The sequence below is a fragment of the Haloferax sp. Atlit-6N genome (genome assembly GCF_003383195.1).
Lineage (GTDB): Archaea > Halobacteriota > Halobacteria > Halobacteriales > Haloferacaceae > Haloferax > Haloferax gibbonsii.
Genome location: NZ_QEQJ01000003.1, coordinates 336,321 through 354,659, shown reverse-complemented (window position 1 = coordinate 354,659; position 18,339 = coordinate 336,321). Strand labels below are relative to the sequence as shown.

11 protein-coding genes are annotated in these 18,339 nt (G+C 64.0%); 7 read left to right on the top strand and 4 right to left on the bottom strand.

The window, feature by feature from the left end:
• Positions 1-13 precede the first annotated feature (13 nt).
• The 5 genes from DEQ92_RS13860 to aceB all read left to right on the top strand — a co-directional run bounded on the left by DEQ92_RS13860 (position 14) and on the right by aceB (position 8,127).
• A complete protein-coding gene (locus DEQ92_RS13860; RefSeq protein ID WP_115820988.1) occupies positions 14-1,579 on the top strand; it encodes a PAS domain S-box protein in 1,566 nt (521 codons plus the stop codon).
• A 742-nt stretch (positions 1,580-2,321) separates the two neighbouring features.
• On the top strand, positions 2,322-5,186 hold the full coding sequence (locus DEQ92_RS13855) for a bacterio-opsin activator domain-containing protein (RefSeq protein ID WP_115820987.1): 2,865 nt from the start codon (positions 2,322-2,324) through the stop codon (positions 5,184-5,186).
• 116 nt (positions 5,187-5,302) lie between these two features.
• Complete coding sequence (locus DEQ92_RS13850) at positions 5,303-5,446, top strand: rubrerythrin-like domain-containing protein (protein WP_004971811.1); 144 nt, start codon at positions 5,303-5,305, stop codon at positions 5,444-5,446.
• Between the two features lie 42 nt (positions 5,447-5,488).
• Positions 5,489-5,968, top strand: coding sequence for a nucleoside deaminase (locus tag DEQ92_RS13845; RefSeq protein WP_255564066.1), 480 nt, complete (start codon positions 5,489-5,491; stop codon positions 5,966-5,968).
• Between the two features lie 848 nt (positions 5,969-6,816).
• The gene (aceB, locus tag DEQ92_RS13840; RefSeq protein WP_115820986.1) at positions 6,817-8,127 is read left to right on the top strand and encodes a malate synthase AceB; all 1,311 of its coding nucleotides are present in this window, start codon (positions 6,817-6,819) and stop codon (positions 8,125-8,127) included.
• A gap of 122 nt (positions 8,128-8,249) precedes the next feature.
• Here the strand turns inward: aceB and DEQ92_RS13835 are convergent, their stop codons facing one another.
• Positions 8,250-9,014: an IclR family transcriptional regulator gene (locus DEQ92_RS13835; protein ID WP_008096757.1), complete on the bottom strand. Its 765-nt coding sequence runs from the start codon at positions 9,012-9,014 to the stop codon at positions 8,250-8,252.
• A gap of 186 nt (positions 9,015-9,200) precedes the next feature.
• The gene (locus tag DEQ92_RS13830; protein WP_115820985.1) at positions 9,201-10,082 is read right to left on the bottom strand and encodes a GAF domain-containing protein; all 882 of its coding nucleotides are present in this window, start codon (positions 10,080-10,082) and stop codon (positions 9,201-9,203) included.
• Between the two features lie 156 nt (positions 10,083-10,238).
• On the opposite strand from DEQ92_RS13830, the gene DEQ92_RS13825 reads away from it, so the two are divergent.
• Both DEQ92_RS13825 and DEQ92_RS13820 read left to right on the top strand, forming a co-directional pair.
• Positions 10,239-13,262: an FAD-binding and (Fe-S)-binding domain-containing protein gene (locus DEQ92_RS13825; protein WP_049968645.1), complete on the top strand. Its 3,024-nt coding sequence runs from the start codon at positions 10,239-10,241 to the stop codon at positions 13,260-13,262.
• Positions 13,263-13,452: 190 nt separating this feature from the next.
• The gene (locus DEQ92_RS13820) at positions 13,453-14,058 is read left to right on the top strand and encodes a YqaA family protein (RefSeq protein WP_004971785.1); all 606 of its coding nucleotides are present in this window, start codon (positions 13,453-13,455) and stop codon (positions 14,056-14,058) included.
• A gap of 16 nt (positions 14,059-14,074) precedes the next feature.
• Here the strand turns inward: DEQ92_RS13820 and DEQ92_RS13815 are convergent, their stop codons facing one another.
• Positions 14,075-15,736 (bottom strand): multicopper oxidase family protein, encoded by a 1,662-nt coding sequence (locus DEQ92_RS13815; protein WP_115821021.1) that lies wholly within the window; start codon positions 15,734-15,736, stop codon positions 14,075-14,077.
• 209 nt (positions 15,737-15,945) lie between these two features.
• Positions 15,946-18,309 carry a PGF-CTERM sorting domain-containing protein gene (locus DEQ92_RS13810; RefSeq protein ID WP_199522915.1) on the bottom strand — a complete coding sequence of 788 codons (2,364 nt, stop codon included), beginning with the start codon at positions 18,307-18,309 and terminating at the stop codon, positions 15,946-15,948.
• Positions 18,310-18,339: the final 30 nt, after the last annotated feature.

Genomic DNA, 18,339 nt, shown 5'->3' with positions numbered 1-18,339 from the left:
TACTCAACCAGTAATGTCATGTGAGCGGAGCGAACTGTTCGAACACATTGAGTCCGACCTCATTCTTCGAGAGTTCTTTCAGGAGGTGACCGAATACGCGATATTTCTCCTCGATGCGGACGGGTTCGTGGCGACGTGGAACGAGGGTGCGAGACGGATAAAGGGCTACGAGCGAGACGAGATTATCGGTCGTCACCTGTCTGTCTTTTATCCCACCGACGGGGACGGCGAGTCTCCCGAGACGGTGCTCTCAATCGCCGAGTCCGAGGGAAGCTACGAGGAACGCGGGTGGCGGGTCCGGAAGGACGGGTCGCGCATCCTCGCACACGTAATCGTCCGCGCGCTGAGCGGCGACGACGGGGAGCTCAGAGGCTTCACGAAAATCGTCCGAGACGTCACCGAGACCTACGAGTACCGACAGGAGTTAGAGCGGAACCGCGACCGCCTCGAACGCACCGAACAACTGGCCGACATCGGCGGATGGGAGGTCGACTACGAGACCGGCGAGCTACGACTGACTGATGGGACCAAACGGCTGGTCGATATCCCGTCCGACGCGGAGGTGACGCTCGACGGACTCGGAGACTTCTTTCACGAGGACGACCGCGCTGTCATCGACGAGGCCATCGAGAACGCGCGGGTCGACGGCGAGCCCTTTGACGTCGAAATGCGGGTAGTAACGGCCACGGGGCGAACGCGATGGGTGCAAGTTCGCGGTGAGCCGACTGACAGCGGCGCCAACGTCCGCGGCGCGGTGCGCGACATCTCGGACAGGAAAGAGCGCGAAGAGCGGCTCATGGTGCTGAACCGAGTGCTTCGCCACAACCTTCGGAACAACCTCAACGTCGTCAGCGGGTACGCGAGCGAGCTGAAACGGGACCTCGAAGCGCTCGACAGCCCGTCGATAGACGAAGACGACTACGAGCGGTTGCACGAGACGCTGGCGAAACTCAGCGAGACGACCAGAGGTATCGATTCGGAACTGCGGACGCTCGACACGCTGGTCGCCGCGGCGAGCCGATTCTCGACGGAGGCGATGGTCTCGAAGACGGACCGAATCATCGAGAACGCCGACAGCCTCGTGTCGACCGGCGAGAAAGCCCGGCAGTTCGAGAACGCCGTGGAGGGGAGCACGGACAGACACCCGGTCGGCGTCAGCGACGTCTTCGCCGATCTCAAACGGACGTACGAACGGAAGCACCCCGAGGCGGAGGTTCAAATCGGACCGAGCGAACAGACCGTGCTCGCGAGCACGCACTCGCTGTACCTCGCGCTCGACGAACTCGTACAGAACGCCATCGTCCACAACGACAGGGACCGCCCCGTCGTCGCGGTCTGGTCGCGACGCCTCTCAGGCGAGCGGGTCGCAATCGCGGTCGAGGACAACGGCCCCGGTATCCCGCAGACCGAGCGGGAGATTCTGAAACGCGGGAAAGAGACCCCCCTGACGCACGGAAGCGGAATGGGGCTGTGGACCGTCCACTGGTTCGTCACGCAGTTCGACGGCGAGGTGTCTATCTTGGACCGCGCCGAGGGCGGGTCGACGGTCGAACTCAGACTCCCCGCGCCGGAGAACTGACGCGGCGTATTTGATACTAATTGAACTATTCAGGTGACCCAGATATTCCAGATAATTCAGATTTGCTGGGTTCTTCTGGTAATGGAGGTTCGTCAAGATACTCACAGTATCCTAACAATGCCGGTACTGCGAAGATGGCCGTCGAGAAGCACGACCCAGAACAGCATCACACTCCGAGAAATTTAGATTAGGTGGATTATTTACTGTGTCTGGTTCGACCCTCGGAGCGGTCGAAGACGGGCTGTCTCACTTGCATCCGACGGAGAGACACGGTCAAAAGAGCACCGTAACCGCAGTACTGAGAGCACCAGCTAGTGGAACAGTCGTCGTTATCGAGGCTACCCGCGTAGTTCCAGTTATCCACATATGCACCGAACCCGAGTCGTGTGGGTCGCTTAGATTCTCGTGGTTATCTGAATAATCCACATCTCGCGTAGAATCTCTGTGAGGTCGGTAACGTGCGGTGGTGACGACGTGTGAGCAATCTAAATTATCTGGATTAGTTGAATAGTCGAAGACACGCACATAGTTTGAGCAACCCGGCTACTCCACGTGGTGCACAGGAGAGAGCGACCGCGGACAACCTGCGTAGTTGGAAGAACCCACATTCCCTGACAAATCTAGAATATTCAAAATATCCACATAATCTGATGAACTTGGAAAATCGAGGGTATCTAAATTACTCAAGGTTGCGATGGTAAGATAGCGAACGCCTTTGTCAACGGGGGTTTGGTCTCTAGCCATGTCCGGTGTCTCCGATTCTGGCAGCGTGCTGGTCGTCGGCGAGAGCGACTGGGTGACGCGGTTCGCCGAGGGACTCGATTCGCGACCCGGCGTCACCGTACTGAAAGCCGAGACGAAGGCGGCGGCACTCCGCGCAGTCGAAGCGGACGAGGTCGACTGCGTCGTCGTCGACGCCGACCTCGCGGACGCGGCCGTCGTCGACCTCCTCACAGACGTTCGCTCGACGGTCGCGACCCTTCCAGTGGTCGTCGCCGCGGACGGCGGGAGCGACGTCCTCGCTAGCGAGGTCCTCGGTGCGGGCGCGACTGACTACGTCGCGCTTGACGCAGACTCGCCGGACGTCGAAACACTCCTCGCGCGGACCGGACGGGCGCTCCGGTCGGCGCGACAGTCGGCCGGCGAGCGCGAACGCGCCAGGCAGTTCGACGCGATGTTCGACGACGAACGGACGGCGACGTGGGTGCTCGACGGAGAGGGGTCGCTGACTCGGGCGAACCGGACGGCGCGGGAGTTCCTCGACGCGCCCGTCGACCCGCTCGTCGGCGGGGCCTTCTGGTCACTCCCGTGGTGGTCGAACGGAGACGACCCGACGAGCGACGACGTGCGACGGCTCGTCGAGGACGCGCTCGGAGGGACGGCCGGGAACGCGGTGGTCCCACAGCCGTCGGAGACCGGAAGACGACGCATCGTCGAGCTATCGGTCCGCCCCGTGACCGACGAGCGTGGGGAGGTCGCGTCGGTCGTGGTCGAGGGTATCGACATCACAGCGCGGGTGTCCCTCGAACGAGACCTCCGCCGCTCCGAGGAACTCCACCGCGTCACGCTCAACAACATGACCGATACGGTCCTCATCACCGACGAGTCGGGGGCCTACACCTACGTCTGTCCAAACGTCCACTTCATCTTCGGCTACACCGCAGACGAGTTGCGCGAACGGGTCCCCATCGACGAACTGCTGGGGGAGGACCTCTTCGACCGCGACGAACTCGCGGAGCGCGGCGTCCTGAAAAACATCGAGAGTACGGTGACCGACAAGGCCGGCCGCGAGCACACCCTTCTCGTCAACGTCCGTGAGGTCTCGATTCGGGACGGAACGCTGCTTTTCAGTTGCCGCGACATCACGAAGCGCAAGCAGCGCGAGGACGCGCTGACGACGCTCCACGAGACGGCTCGCGAGTTCCTCTACACGGGGACTCACCGACAAATCGCCCAGCGCGTCGTCGACGATACGCCCGGCGTGCTCGCGCTCGATGCGAGCGCCGTCTACCTCTTCGACGCCGACGCCAACGCGCTCAGACCGGCGGCGTACTCGCCGGCGATGCGCGAGGCCCACGGCCCGCTCCCGACAGTGCCCGCGGACGGGGAGACGCTCCCGAGCCACAGTTTCGTCGAGGACAGTGCGCTGTACTTCGACGACGTGCACGAGGCCGACCGGTTGGAGAACTCCGTGACCGGTCTCCGGAGCGTCGCGTACGTCCCACTCGGAGACCACGGCGTGTTCGTCGCCGGCTCGACCGAGGTCGGAGCCTTCGACGCGGTGGCGCGGGAACTGACCGACCTGCTCGCGGTGACCGCCGAGGCGGCGCTCGACCGCGTCACGCGCGAATCCCGACTCCGCGAACAAGACCGGACGCTCCAGCGACAGAACGACCGGCTCACCGAGCTAAACCGAATCAACGAGACCATCCGCGAAATCGACCAAGCGCTCGTCGGAGCCCAGACGCGCGAAGAGATAGACTACACCGTCTGCGAGCTACTGACCGCCGCCGACCGGTTCGCGTTCGCGTGGGTCGGTTCCGTCGACCCCATCGGCGAGACGGTCGAGCCCCGCGCGTGGGCCGGCGACGAACGGGGCTATCTCGACAGCACGACGTTCGAAGTCGCGGCGTCGTCGGTCGAACCGGCGGGACGCACGGCGGCGACCGGAGAGGTGACTACCGTTCCCAACGTCGCGTCCGGTTTCCGGGACGAACCCTGGCGGAAGGGCGCGCTCACCCGAGACTACCTGTCGGTGCTCAGCATCCCGCTCGTCTATAACGACCTCTCGCACGGCGTGTTGACGGTGTACGCGACGACGCACGACGCCTTCGACGAGACGGCGACCGCCGTCTTGGCCGAACTCGGCGAGACCATCGCGTCGGCGCTGAGCGCCCTCGAACGGAAGAACGCACTGCTCACCACGGCCGTCACCCGCGTCGGGTTCGCCGTCGACGACCCCACGTTCGTCCTCTCGCGACTCGCCCGCGACGCGGGGTGCACGCTCACCTACCGTGGAGGGGTCCAACAGTCCGCCGAAGGAAACTACGTGTTCGTCACCGTCGAAGACGGGGCGGTCGAATCCGTCGCGGCCGCGGCCGACGAACTGGTCGCCGTCGCCGACGTACGACGGATAAGCACCGACGGGGACGCCGGCGTCCTGCGCCTACGCTTGACCCAGCCGTTTCTCGCACCGGAGCTTGCGGACCACGGTGCCGTCCTCGGCGAGGTGCGAGCGACCCCCGAGGAGACGACGCTCGTCGTCGACGTCCCCGAGAGCATCGACGTTCGGAACGTCACGCACCTCGTCGACGAAGCGTTCGCCGGCGTCGAACTCCGCACCAAACAGACGCTCGACCGCTCGACCGAGCGCGACCTCTTCTCGCGGTTCCTCGACAAGCTGACAGAGCGACAGCTCGAGGTGCTCCAGACGGCCTACTACAGCGGCTACTTCGAATCGCCACGGGAGAACACGGGCGAAGACGTCGCCGCGACACTCGGTATCTCCCCGCCGGCGTTCTACAAACACGTGCGGACCGTCCAGCGGAAACTGTTCGCGACGCTGTTCGACGAGCACTCCGGTTCCGCCACCGGAAGAGGCGGGTAGGTTCGTTATCTAGCCGGTATTCCCTCGACTGGTTTGGTGTGTAACTACCTCATATTCCCTTGTACACCTATTACGCATGGGCAGAGCGTCCGGGACACGACCGGCGCTCGCGAACCATGAGAGATGTCGAATCCACCCCCGGCGAGGAAGGAACGTACGAATGCTTCGAGTGTGGCGGTATCGTCCTCACCGAACACAACCCGCTACGCTGCCCGGACTGCGGAGGAGCGATGCGCAACCGACGGACGGCAATTGAGTAACCGCGCGAGGGCGCGGTCGTCGTTCGATTTAAGCCGCTCGGCGTGGAGACCGTAGGCGACGTGACGACTCACCTCGACGACTTCGACCACGAGGCGCACATGCGCGAGAGTTTCGAACTCGCCCGCGAGGCTGCCGCCCGCGGCGACGAACCGTTCGGCTCCGTCCTCGTCCGTGACGACGAGGTCGTCATGCGCGACTCGAACCGCATCGTGACGGAGTCCGACATTCGTCGGCACCCCGAGTTACAGCTCGCCTATCGGGCATGCCGAGAGTACGACCCCGACGAGCGGGCGGAGACGGTGATGTACACCAGCACGGAGCCCTGCCCGATGTGCGCCGGCGGGATGGCGACCGCCGGCTTCGCGCGCGTCGTGTACGGCGTCGGCGGCGACGAAATCGGAGAGTTCACGGGGTCGAGCCCCGGCGTCCGGTCAGCGGCGATTCTCGACGGTGTCACCGAGGTAGTCGGCCCGGTGCTGAACGAGGAAGCCCGGCAGATTCACCGAGCGTACGAGTGGTAACCGACGGCTCGAAAGCCCCGGCCGGCCGCGGCCGAACGGCGCTGCAGCCACGCGCGGACGCCGCGATTGCGGCGAATCAGAATCATCAGTTATCAGATGGTTTTATCGAATGTTCTTAATACTAATTTATTTGTCGGTCGCTGAGATGAAGATGCCAATACAGATTCCATTAATACCAGCGGTAAGCCGCGTATAACGCGGGAGTGTAGATATCTCTCAGGAACACCTCCGCCCACCTGAACCGATACAAACTCACCTATCTTAGAATTTCTAAACGAAATCAACAAGAGAATGCAAAATTTTCTCGGGTGACGTTCATAAATAACCACACAACAGGACGTAATGAGTGAAAAGAGAGCCACCAAGTAAATACCAGTATTCAAACTATTATTACCATCTGATATAACCGACTACGGTGTCCATCCGAACTCGTCGAACCGAGTCGAACACGAAAGGACTTCGGGGCGCTGTCGGACGACGGTCGACGCTCACGAATTTCCGATATCGAGAGGACCGTGAGAACCGAGAGGCGGCGAGCTCATTTACATAATCCGAACGTCGCGTGTTGTTGTGGGTGACCCCCAACTAGAATTACAGAGCTATGCCTGTAACACAAACCGATTTAATTCCACATATCTGTATAATGTGAACACATGACATTGCAGTCATTTACATAATGTAAGTTAGTGATATCCGGAGCATCTCTCCATCGGTGGAGACGTTTGCCGACCTCGGTCAGCGAGATGACTTCCGATATCTGAACCACCGGCGACCGTCGAATCGCAAGCCTCCGATTGGGCGAGTCTAAATATTTAATATGTTTCGGAAGAGACGTTTCCACTGTCGATATGAGTAGCGACAGAAACTACGAACGAGAGTTCGTACGTACGTTCTTCACCTCGCCGACGGCGGTCGGCGGCGAGAACTCGGCGAAGATGTTGCAGAGCGCGGCACAACTGCGGGGGATACAGGCCCCCGACACCTGGATTCCGGACAACGAAGACGCCACCGCGCCGTCGATGCGGGCCGAGGGCGTCCAGAACCTCGTCGAGGTCGTCTCCGAGCACGGAGCCGACTTCCCCGGCGAGATTCACCCCCGCGTCGTGTGGCACCGCGACGACCCCTCGACTCGCTACGAGGGCTTCAAGCAGATGCTCGAAATCACCGACCCAGAAAACGGTGCGGTCGAGCACATCGACGGCTTCGTCATCCCCGAGGTCGGCGACCTCGACGACTGGAAGAAGGCCGACGAGTGCTTCACCATCATCGAGAACGAACACGGCCTCGAAGAGGGAAGCCTGTCGATGTCGGTCATCATCGAGAGCGGTGAAGCCGAACTCGCGATGAGCGATCTCCGCGCGGAGAAGGGTAAGCCGTCCAACAACCTCGAACGGCTGTTCCTCCTCGTCGACGGGCAGGTCGACTACACGAAGGACATGCGCGCCATGACGCCGACCGGCGAGCTTCCGGCGTGGGCCGAACTGCGACACAACACCTCCCGCGGCGCGAGCGCCGCCAACTGCATCGCCGTCGACGGCCCGTACGACGACATCCGCGACGTCGAAGGCTACCGCGAGCGCATGGTCGAGAACCGCGCCATGGGGATGACGGGCATCTGGGCGCTCACGCCCGGACAGGTCGTCACCGCCAACGAGGCACCCCTGCCGCCGAAGACCGGCAGTTGGCTCCTCGAACTCGACGACGACGAAATCGAACTCGCGCCCGAGGACGGGGCCGAGGTGTACGACGGCGACGAACTCTCGCTCGAACAGGTCGGCGACGACAGCTACGTGCTCCGCGTCGACGGCGAAGAACAGGAACTCGACGGCGAGGAACTCCACGAGGAGCTCCTCGACCTGACCACCTACGTCCCGAGCATGGACGACATCGTCGACTCCATGGAAGAGTTCGAGGCGGCCAAGGAAGCCGGCAAGGGCGCGATTGCGATGACGCAAGCGACGACGCTCGTCATCGACGGCGTCGAAGTCGACATCGCCAAGGACCGCATGTGGGACGAGGCGACCTATCAGGCCGCGATGACGCCCGTCGCCCTGTTCCAAGACGTGTACGAGCACCGCCCGGACCAACACGACGCGCTCGAAGAGATGTACGGCACCGACATCGTCGAGCGCGCGATGGCAGTCGGGACAGACGACTAACGCACCCGATCAGTCAGCCACCCAGACAAGTCCAACCACCGCGTCTGTCCTTTTCGCGCGACGTCCGACTCGACCGCGAGCGAAAGCTTCGGTACCCCGTGAGATCCGCGAGACGGTGTCGGTCACGCGAGCGTCGATTCCAGCGACTCGACGGCGTTCAGTAGCTTGTCGGCGAACTCGCGTTCGAGTCGCGTCATGTCCACCTGATACTTCGGTCCGCCGACGCTGAGCCCGCCGACGATGCGCCCGTCACCGTCGTGGACCGGCGCACCGATGGCGATGAGGTTCGGCGCGAACTCCTCGTCGACGACGGCATACTTCTGGGTCGCGATTTCGTCCAGCGCGTCGAACAGTTGGTCGGGGTTCGTAATCGTGCCCTCCGACTCCCGTGGCAGGCCCCAGTAGTCGATTATCGACTCGACCTCGTCGCGGTCCAGTTCCGCCAGGATGGCCTTCCCCGCGGCCGTGTTGTGCAGGTGATACTCCGACCGATACCGCGTGCCGTTCGCGTCTCTCCCCTCCTCGGTCGACGACCCGTAACACATGAGCAGCCGACCGTGTTCGAAAATCGTGAAGTTCGCCTCTTGGTCGGTCGCGCGAGCCAGTTCGTCGACGACCCGCTCGACGACCTCGTCGTTCGGATAGCGGTGTCGAGCGCGTTCGCCCAACAGCGCCACCCTGAAGCTGACGTGGTACACGCCGTCGCGCTTGACCAAGTATCGGCTCTCCAAGAGCGTGTTGAGGTGACTGCAGATGGAGCTCTTCGAACTGTCGACCATGGAGTCCAGTTCGGCGAGCGTGAGGCCGTCGTGTTCCAAAATGAGGCTGAGAATCTCCAACGAGGCTTGGGTCGTCTTGAGCCGTCGCCCGGTCACGTTCTCAATCATACCTCAACTATTATGTTGATGGTTGATAACTGTTGCCATAATGTAAATCAACTGAACTGGCGAGCCAGCCCTGTCAATTCGGATATGTTTCTATCCGACTACCCCGGGAACAAACAGCGCGTCGCGAACTCACGGTTCGCCTCTGGCAGCGTCGAACTTCGTGACGAGGAGAGCGTTCAGTGTGCGTCAAATCGCCCGCGACCGTTTCACCCAGCCGATGCGCGTGATTGCCTCCGCGCCGAGTTGGCCGAGGAGACTCGCGGCTTCGAGGTCGTGTTCTTCGAACGCGCTGACGACGACGTCGCCGGCGCTGAGCACGCCGTGGCTTCCGATGGGAACGTACAGCCCGGACTGGAGGGCCCCCCGACTGTGGTCGTCTTCGGTGTGCTCGTGGTTCGCGTGGATGACCGGTTCACCCGTCCGGTACGTCCGTGCCGCCGGCGTGTCCTCGCTGACCGAGTAGTTCGGTCGGTCGCCGGCGCGTTCCAGACACTCTTCGGTCGCCTCGATAGTCTGGAGCATGCTCCGGTTCTCGTCGACCAGCCGAACGGTCGTGTTGACGAGGCCGAGGACGTTCTTCGCCGCGTCGGCGAGTATCTCGGCGACTTCCGCCTTCGAACTCGCGTTCCGAAGTTCCTGGCTCGTCCGTCGGAGAATCTCGATGCGCTGTTCCTGACGCTTGGTGTCGGTCACGTCCTGTACGACGCCGTGGAGGTCGACTGTCCGACCGTCTTCGACCAGCGGTTCACAGGCCAGCCGTATCGAGCGCTCGGTCGTCCGCTCGCTCGCGTACCGCACGTCGACGGAGAAAGACTCGCCGTGTTCGATTGCGTCCGCGAGGTAGGCGAGCACCTCGTCTTGGTCGCCTTCGGCGTACTGTTCGACGACGTCCGAGACGGTTGGCGTCGCCGACGCGTCGAAGCCGTGTATCCGCTTTGCCTCGTCGCTCCACCACAGTTCCTCGCGCGAGACATCGTACGACCACACGCCAATACCGGTCAGTCGCTGGAGGCTCGCGAGTAGTTGGTCGACCTCCGTTTCCGATGCTGTCGGGACAGCGCGTGCCACGTCAGTTTGATTCCAGTTCGGTGACCTGACCATGAATGTCGTTACGTACCGAGGACGTGAATATAAATCCCCACGTCGGTCGCGACGGACCGTTCGGGGGCGGAGACGTGTCGCAACACCAGAGCATTTAATCCGTGCGTATGTGTATCAATGATGATGGCAGTCGAAGACACGCTCGACTCCCCTCGGGGAAGAGAGACATCGGCGACGACGTTAGACCTCGACCGGCCGGACGCCGCGGAGTATTCGGCGTTGGCGACGGAGTTACGCTCCCGCGTCGACGGAGAGGTGAAGTTCGACGAGTACGCGCAGGTGCTGTACGCGACCGACGGCAGTATCTATCAGGCGCGACCCGCGGGGGTCGTCTTGCCGAGGGACGTAGACGACGTCCGCGCCGCCGTCGAGACCGCGACGAGCCACGGCGTCCCCGTTCTGCCACGCGGAACGGGTTCCTCGTTGGGCGGCCAGACCGTCGGACGGGGCTGCGTCGTCATCGACTTCACGAAGTACATGGACGATATCGTTGATATCGACCCGTCAGCGAAGCGCGCGACCGTCCAACCGGGGTGCGTCCAGGACCACCTCGACGCCGCGCTCGCGGAACATGGACTGAAGTTCGCGCCGGACCCCGCCTCGTCGAATCGCTCGACCGTCGGCGGCGGCATCGGCAACAACTCCACGGGCGCGCACTCGGTCCGCTACGGCATCACCGACGCCTACACCGAGGAGTTGCAGGTGATTCTGGCCGACGGCTCGCTGGTACACACCCGCGAAGTCGTCCTCGACAGCGACGAGCACGAATCCATCCTCGCCCAAGACGACTTAGAGGCGAACATCTACCGGACGGTTCGGGAACTCGTCGAGAACCACGAGGGGGAAATAGAGAACAAGTATCCGTCGCTCAAGCGCTCGGTGTCGGGGTATAACCTCCAGAAGGTCATCTACGAGAACGACGACGGCGAGGAGGTCATCAACCTCTCGAAGCTGTTCGTCGGTGCGGAGGGGACCCTCGGCGTCATCGTCGAGGCCACCGTCTCGCTCGTTACCAAGCCGGACGAGACGGCGCTCGCGCTGTACTGCTTCGACGACCTCGTGGACGCGATGGAGGCCGTCCCGGAGGCACTCGAATTCCCAGTCAGCGCCGTCGAACTCATGGACGACGAGGTGTTCCGACTCGCCCGCGAGTCGGAGGGCTACGCCGAGTACGCCGAACCCATCCCCGAAGGGGCGAAAGCGGCGCTGATGCTGGAGTGGGACGACGAACTCGTCGACGACTTCGAAGCCGCAGTCGCCGACACGAACGCCCACTTCGTCGACTCGGGCGCGGCGTTCGACGTGCTCGAAGCCTACTCCGAAGAGAGCCAGGGCCGACTGTGGAAGCTCCGCAAGGCGGCGATTCCGCTGTTGATGAGCCTCGAAGGCGACCCCAAACCGTACCCGTTCATCGAGGACGCGACCGTCCCGCCCGAGGAACTCGCGGAGTACGTCCAGAAGTTCGAGGAGGTGCTGGAAGACCACGGCACCTCCGCCGCGTACTTCGCCCACGCCGGGTCGGGAACGCTCCACATCCGCCCGATTCTGAATCTCAAAGAGAACGAGGGCATCGAGAAGATGCACTCCATCACCGACGACGTGACCGACCTCGTCGTCGAGCACCACGGCGCGTTCTCCGGTGAGCACGGCGACGGGATGGCCCGAACCGAGTTCAATCCGAAGATGTACGGCCCCGAACTCTGGGGCGCGTTCAAGGAGCTGAAAACGGCGTTCGACCCCGACTGGATGTTCAACCCCGGGAACGTCGTCTACCGAGACGGTCCCTCCGACCCGGGTCCGGAGGGCGACCGCGGCGTTGGCGCGGACATGCGCGAGAACCTCCGGTACGGCCCGGACTACCAGTCCGTCGAGCCACAGACCGCCATCGACTTCGACGACGAGGGCGGCTTCTCGCACCTCGTCGAGCTCTGTAACGGCTGTGGCACCTGCCGGCAGACCGACTCGAACACCATGTGCCCGACTTACCGCGCCTCGAAGGAGGAAGTCCAGACGACTCGCGGACGCGCGAACATGCTTCGGGCCGCCATCTCGGGCGAACTCCCCGAGGACGAACTGTACTCCGAGCGCTTCCAGACCGAGGTGTTGGACCTCTGTGTCGGCTGTAAGGGCTGTAAGAGTGACTGCCCGACCGGCGTCGACATGGCGAAGCTGAAGTCCGAGGTGAAACACCAGTACCACCAGAAGGAAGGCACCAGCCTCCGCTCGCGGGTGTTCGGCAACATCGACACCCTGTCGAAAATCGGGAGCAAACTCGCCCCGCTTTCGAACGCCGCCGCGGAGCTTCCGGGGAGCCGACTCGTGATGGAGAAGGTCCTCGGTATCTCCAGCGAGCGCGAGCTTCCGAGCTTCAGCAGCGAGTCGCTCGAGGAGTGGTTCGAGGCTCGGGGCGGGTCGTCCGTGTCGCCCGCCGACGCCCGAGGGAAGGTGCTTCTCTTCCCCGACACCTACACCAACTACAACTACCCCGAACCCGGCAAGGCCGCCGTGGAGGTCCTCGAAGCCGCGAACGTCCACGTGCGGATTCCGAGTGACCTCGAAGCGAGCGGCCGCGCCGCGTTCTCGATGGGGATGCTCGACACGGCCCGCGACCGAGCGCAGCACAACGTCGGGCGGCTCCGCCCCTACATCGACGACGGTTGGTCGGTCGTCTTCGTCGAGCCCTCCGACGCGGTGATGTTCCAAGACGAGTACCTCGACCTCCTCGACGGGACGGGCGTCGAACTCGTCTCGGGGTCGGCCTACGGCATCATGGAGTACCTCGACGTCGCGCGCGCCGACGACCACCTCGACTTCGACGCCCCCGCCGAGACGCTGACGTACCACGGCCACTGCAACCAGAAGGCGACAAACAAGGACCACCACGCGGTGGGCGTCCTCCGTCGCTCCGGTTACGCCGTCGACCCGCTCGACTCCAGTTGCTGCGGGATGGCCGGGTCGTTCGGCTACGAAGAAGAGCACTACGAACTCTCGAAGGGCATCGGCGAAATCCTGTTCGGTCAGGTCGACGAGAGCCCCGGCGACGTCGTCACGGCACCCGGCGCGTCGTGTCGCTCCCAACTCGGCGACAGACCCGGCGAGTCCCGCCCGCCGCACCCCATCGAGAAGATGGCCGAAGCCCTCGACTGACCCGATAGCCGACAGCCGATAGCCTGACGCGACTCACGAACCAACCGACCTGACGCGACCCGCGAACCACCACCGAACCCGCCGCTTTGCACCCGCGGCGACTCTTCGTTTCGCAACCCTCCGCTCGCGGAGTCGAGATTCACGAACAGCGATACTTATTACTGACAGTAGCGGCTGCGTAGAGACGACGATGCTAGACGTACTGGAGACTGTCGAACTATCGACCGCGTTTTTCGCCTCGCTCGGCGCGCCGGGGCTGCTGCTCGTGGCGTTCCTGGAATTCTTTTTGCTCCCTGTCCCACCGGACTTGGTGCTCGTCCCGCTGTCGGCGGCGAACCCCGAGTTCGCGCTCCTGTACGCGGCCGTCGCGACCGTCGGGTCGGTGTCGGCGGGGCTGGTCGGCTTCCTCATGGGGAAGAAGGGTGGCCGGCGCGCGCTGGACTCGCGGTTCGCCGGCGAGCGGGTTCACAAGGTCGAGCGATACTTCGAGCGCTCCGGGTTCGTGACGGTCGCGTTCGGGGCGTTCGCGCCGATTCCCGAGGGGTACGAACTACTCTCTATCGGGTCGGGCGTGTTCGACCTCGACCTCCGGACGTATCTGGCGGCGTCGGTGCTCGGCCGCGGCGGTCGGTACACCATCGAAGCGCTGCTCGCGGTCTATCTCGGCGAGGCCGCCCGGTCGCTCACCGAGGTCGACGTGTACTCGATCATCGGCGTCGCCACCGCGGTCGTCCTCGTCGCGTACGTCGTCCGGAGTCGGTGGTTCTCGGACCGCTCGGCCGAACCGGTGCAGTAACTCGGCGATACCGGAGTCAGGCGACCTCGTCGCCGCTTCGCCACTGGTCGATGACTTCGAGGAGGACCTCGGTTTCGAGGTCGTCGTTCCGCCAGTCGCCGACCGCGTCCGTCAGCCCCGTCGCGTCCACGATGTCGCTTTCGTTCGCATAGTCCGCGATGGGGTTCTCGACGACGAACGGAATCATCATCTTGTTGTCCTCGTGTTCGAGCATGTGGCAATGCCACGGGAACTGCCCGGTGAACCCCTCGAACTTAGCGATTATCCGCACGCGCTCGTCGGGGTCGACGCGGACGGTGTCTTTCGGCCCCAGCTCATTGGGGTCCGGCGGTTGCGTTCCGTCGGGGCCGCGGCCGATGACCCTGAAGGTGACCAGATGCAGGTGAATCGGGTGTCTCCCGCCCGACTCGTTCTGGAGTTCCCATATCTCGGTCGACCCGAGTTGCGGGTAGACGGGCGCGTCCTCGTCGCCGAAGACGTATCCGTTCAGCGTGTGCGTGATGAGGTTGTTTTCCACGTCGACCGTGGTACCCAGCGTCATCTCGCGGGTCACCCGCGCGTCGCTCTCGTCGTACGAGGTCGGTGCGGGAAGCGACAGGTTCGTCGGGTCGGGGCTCGGGTCCTCAGGCGGCGTCTCGGGGTCCGAGACGCGGAACTGGACGAGGTCGGTCAGCTCGGGACCCATGTCGGCCCCGTTGGTGAGCGTGAGCGTCTCGCCCGCGTGGTCGGAGAAGTCGACGATGAGTTCGCCGCGCTCGAAGGGCGTGAGCAAGAGCGAGTCGAGGTCGCCGCCCGGACCGATGGGAACGACTGATTCGAGGAAGCCGTGACCGGGGGCGAACTGGTACATCGTCGGGGCGCCCGACCCGCTTTCGCTCTCCAGTTGGAGGTCGAACGAGCGGTGGTTGGCGCCGTTCAGGATGCGGAAGCGGTACCGACGCGGTTCGACCTCGACGTACGGCCACACGGCCCCGTTGACGACGGCGGTGTCGCCGAGGAACGCCGAGACGAACTCGTCGGGGTAGTGCAGCGAGCCGTCGTCGTTGAACTCCTTGTCTTGGAGCAACAGCGGGATGTCGTAGTCACCCGTTGGCAGGCCGAGCTCCCGCTCCGCGTCGGTCGTAATCGAGTAGAGGCCGAGCAGCCCGGCGTAGGCGTTGAGCCGGGTGATGCCCAGCGTGTGGTCGTGGTACGTCGAGGTCGTCCGACCCTGCTCCATCGGTAGCTCCTGCCACTCCGAGTCGAACCGCGGCCCCTCGACCCCGCTCGGCGAGGTCCACATGTCGGACTGCCCGTCGTTCGCGGGGTCGATTTCGAGGCCGTGGAAGTGGGTGACGGTCCGAACTTCCGGGACCGGACCGTCGTAGCCGGCGTGGTTCTCCGTGGTCGTGCCGCCGATTCGCTCGTCGACGTTGAACAGGTGGTCGTTCGGGAGTTCGCTGTTGTCGAAGCGAACGTGGACCGGACTCCCGGCGTCCGCCTCGATGGTCGGGCCGGGATACGACCCGTCGAACCCCCAGACCGTCGTCTCCGGGAGGTCCGGATGGAGCTGTTGGCTGAATTCGGTGACCGATATCTCGTAGGCGTCCGCGCCGTCTCGCTGCCCGTCCGGTTCCCGGACCGATGGAACCGGAAGCGGTTGCACGAACTTATCCAACGCCGGTGACGCCGCGGACACGTTCGTCGTCGTCTGCGGGAGCGTTCCGGCGATGCCGAGGGCTGCGCCTGTCTGTAGAAACCGCCGCCTAGACCAGTCTGTCATGATGGACCCTGAACTACGACTTGGGAGTTGTTATATTAAATCTTCTGAATGACCGAGTTAGAGCCGAAAGCGGGAGCGGAGGGGATTCGAGGACGTTCGAGGTTGCGGGAAGACGAGTCGCCTCGTTAGGTCGTTCGCCGGCGCGCGAGGAGGACCGAGCCCATCACGAGCGCGGCGAGCGCGACCGAGACACCGAACCCGGGAACGGGCGTGTCAGTCGTGGTCGTCGCGGGCGTGTTGGGGTCGGCGGTCGTCGTCTCGGTCGTTCCGTCGTCCGAGTCGTCGCCGTCGTTGTCATCACCATCGCCACCGTCGTTGTCGTCACCACCGTCGCCATCGTCGCCGTCGTCGCCGTCGTTGTCGTCACCATCGTCGCCGTCGTCGCCGTCGTTGTCATCACCATCGTCGTCGCCGTCGTTGTCGTCACCACCGTCGCCGTCGTTACTGTCGTCTCCGTCATCTCCGTCGTCGCTGCCGTCGTCGGAGGAACCGTCGTCACCGCTGTCACCGTCAGCGCCGACAGAGAGCGATTCGAGGCCGTCGACGCTCATCTCCTTGTCGTCGGCGTCGAACTGCGCGAACCCGCTGAGTTCGTACGAGGCGTCCTCGTCCATGTCCTCACCGGCGGTCACACGGTACTGGAGGGTGACGTTCTCGCGGTCGCCGTAGGTCGCGAACAGTTCGTCGTTGGCGTTCCGCACGCCCGAGAAGTCAGCGCCGTCGTCATCGACGATTTCGACCGACGCGAATCCGGGGTTGAACTCCTCGATGACGGTGAAGTTCGTCGCCTCGCTGCCGGTGATTTCCACCGAGACGACGGTCGATTCACCGGGTTCGAGCGTCGTGTCGTCGGCCGACCGGGTGAGGTCCCAGTTGTCGTCGTCGGACTCGCTCTGAACGTCGAGTTCGTCGGTGCCGCCGGTCGTCACCTCCGAGCCGTCCACGTCGGTGAAGCCGTCGAACTGATAGGCCGTTCCGGCGTCCACGTCGTCACCGGCGGTCACGCGGTACTGGAGGGTGACGCTCTCGCGGTCGCCGTAGGTGGCGAACAGTTCGTCGTTAGCGTTCCGCACGCCCGAGAAGTCAGCCCCGTCGTCGTCGACGATTTCGACCGACGCGAACGCGGGATTGAACTCCTCGATGAGCGTGAAGTTCGCCGCCTCGTCCCGGTCGACCTCGACCGTGACGGTGGTGGATTCGCCCGGGGCGAGCGTCTCGTCGTCGACCGAGCGAACCGCGCCGGAGTCATCGCCGTCCGACGCCTGAACGCTGATTTCGCCGGAACCACCGGTCGCCGACTGCGAGCCGTTCACGTCCGAGAAGCCGTCGAACTCGTAGACCGTACTGGCAGTCGCGTCGTTGTCGGCGGTCACCTCGTAGACGAGCGTGGCCAACTCGCGGTCGCCGTAGGTGGCGAACAGCTCGTCGTTGGCGTCGCGTACGGCCGAGAAGTCCGCGCCGTCAGCGTCGACGATTTCGACCGAGCCGAACGCCGGACTGAACTCCTCGACGAGCGTGAAGTTCGTCGCTCGGTCGCGGTCGAAGGCGACCCGGACCGTGGTCGATTCACCCGGCGCGAGGGTCGCGTCGTCGACCGACCGGACGGCCGCGAGGTCGTCATCGCTCGACTCCTGCACGCTGAGTTCGCTGGTCCCGTCAGTCGCCGACTGCGAGCCGTTCGCGTCCGAGAAGCCGTCGAGCTCGTAGACCGTGCCGGTCGTCGCGTCGTCGGTCGCGGTCACCTCGTAGACGAGTGTGGCGAGCTTCCGGTCGCCGTAGGTCGCGAACAGCTCGTCGTTGGCGTCACGGACACCCGAGAAGTCCGCACCGTCGGCGTCCACGATTTCGACCGAGCCGAAGGCGGGGCTGAACTCCTCGACGAGCGTGAAGTTCGCCGCCTCGTCCCGTTCGACGGCGACCCAGACCGTCGCCGACTCGCCGGGCGCGAGGGTCGCGTCGTCGACCGAGCGGACCACGCTCGCGCCGTCGTCGGTCGAGACGTTGATTTCACCGTCACCGGTCGTCGAGGCCCGGATATCTTCGAGGCCGAAGTCGCCGTATCCGGTGAGTTCGTGGGTCGTCGCGTTCGCGTCGTCGGCCGCGGTCACCTCGTAAACGAGCGTGACGCTCTCGCGGTCGCCGTAGGTGGCGAACAGTTCGTCGTCGGCGTTCCGCACGCCAGAGAAGTCCGCGCCGTCGGCGTCGACGATTTCGACCGATTCGAAGCCCGGACTCAGCTCTTCGACCACGGTGAAGTTCCCCCGTTCGGAGGCGTTCACTTCGACCGTGACGGTGGTGGACTCGCCCGGTGCGAGCGTCGTGTCATCGACTGTCCGGGTGAGCGTCCCGCCGTGGGCGTCCGCGGCGACCGGCGCGATAGCCGCACCCAGACCGAGCGAGCCGAGCACCAAGAGGACCGCCATCGCGACGACCGGGAGCGCGTTCCGGAGTTCCGTCGACCGCCCCGGACGTGGTATGCTCGGTCTCATGACGCGGTGGTCAGGTCGGAGTTCGATGGA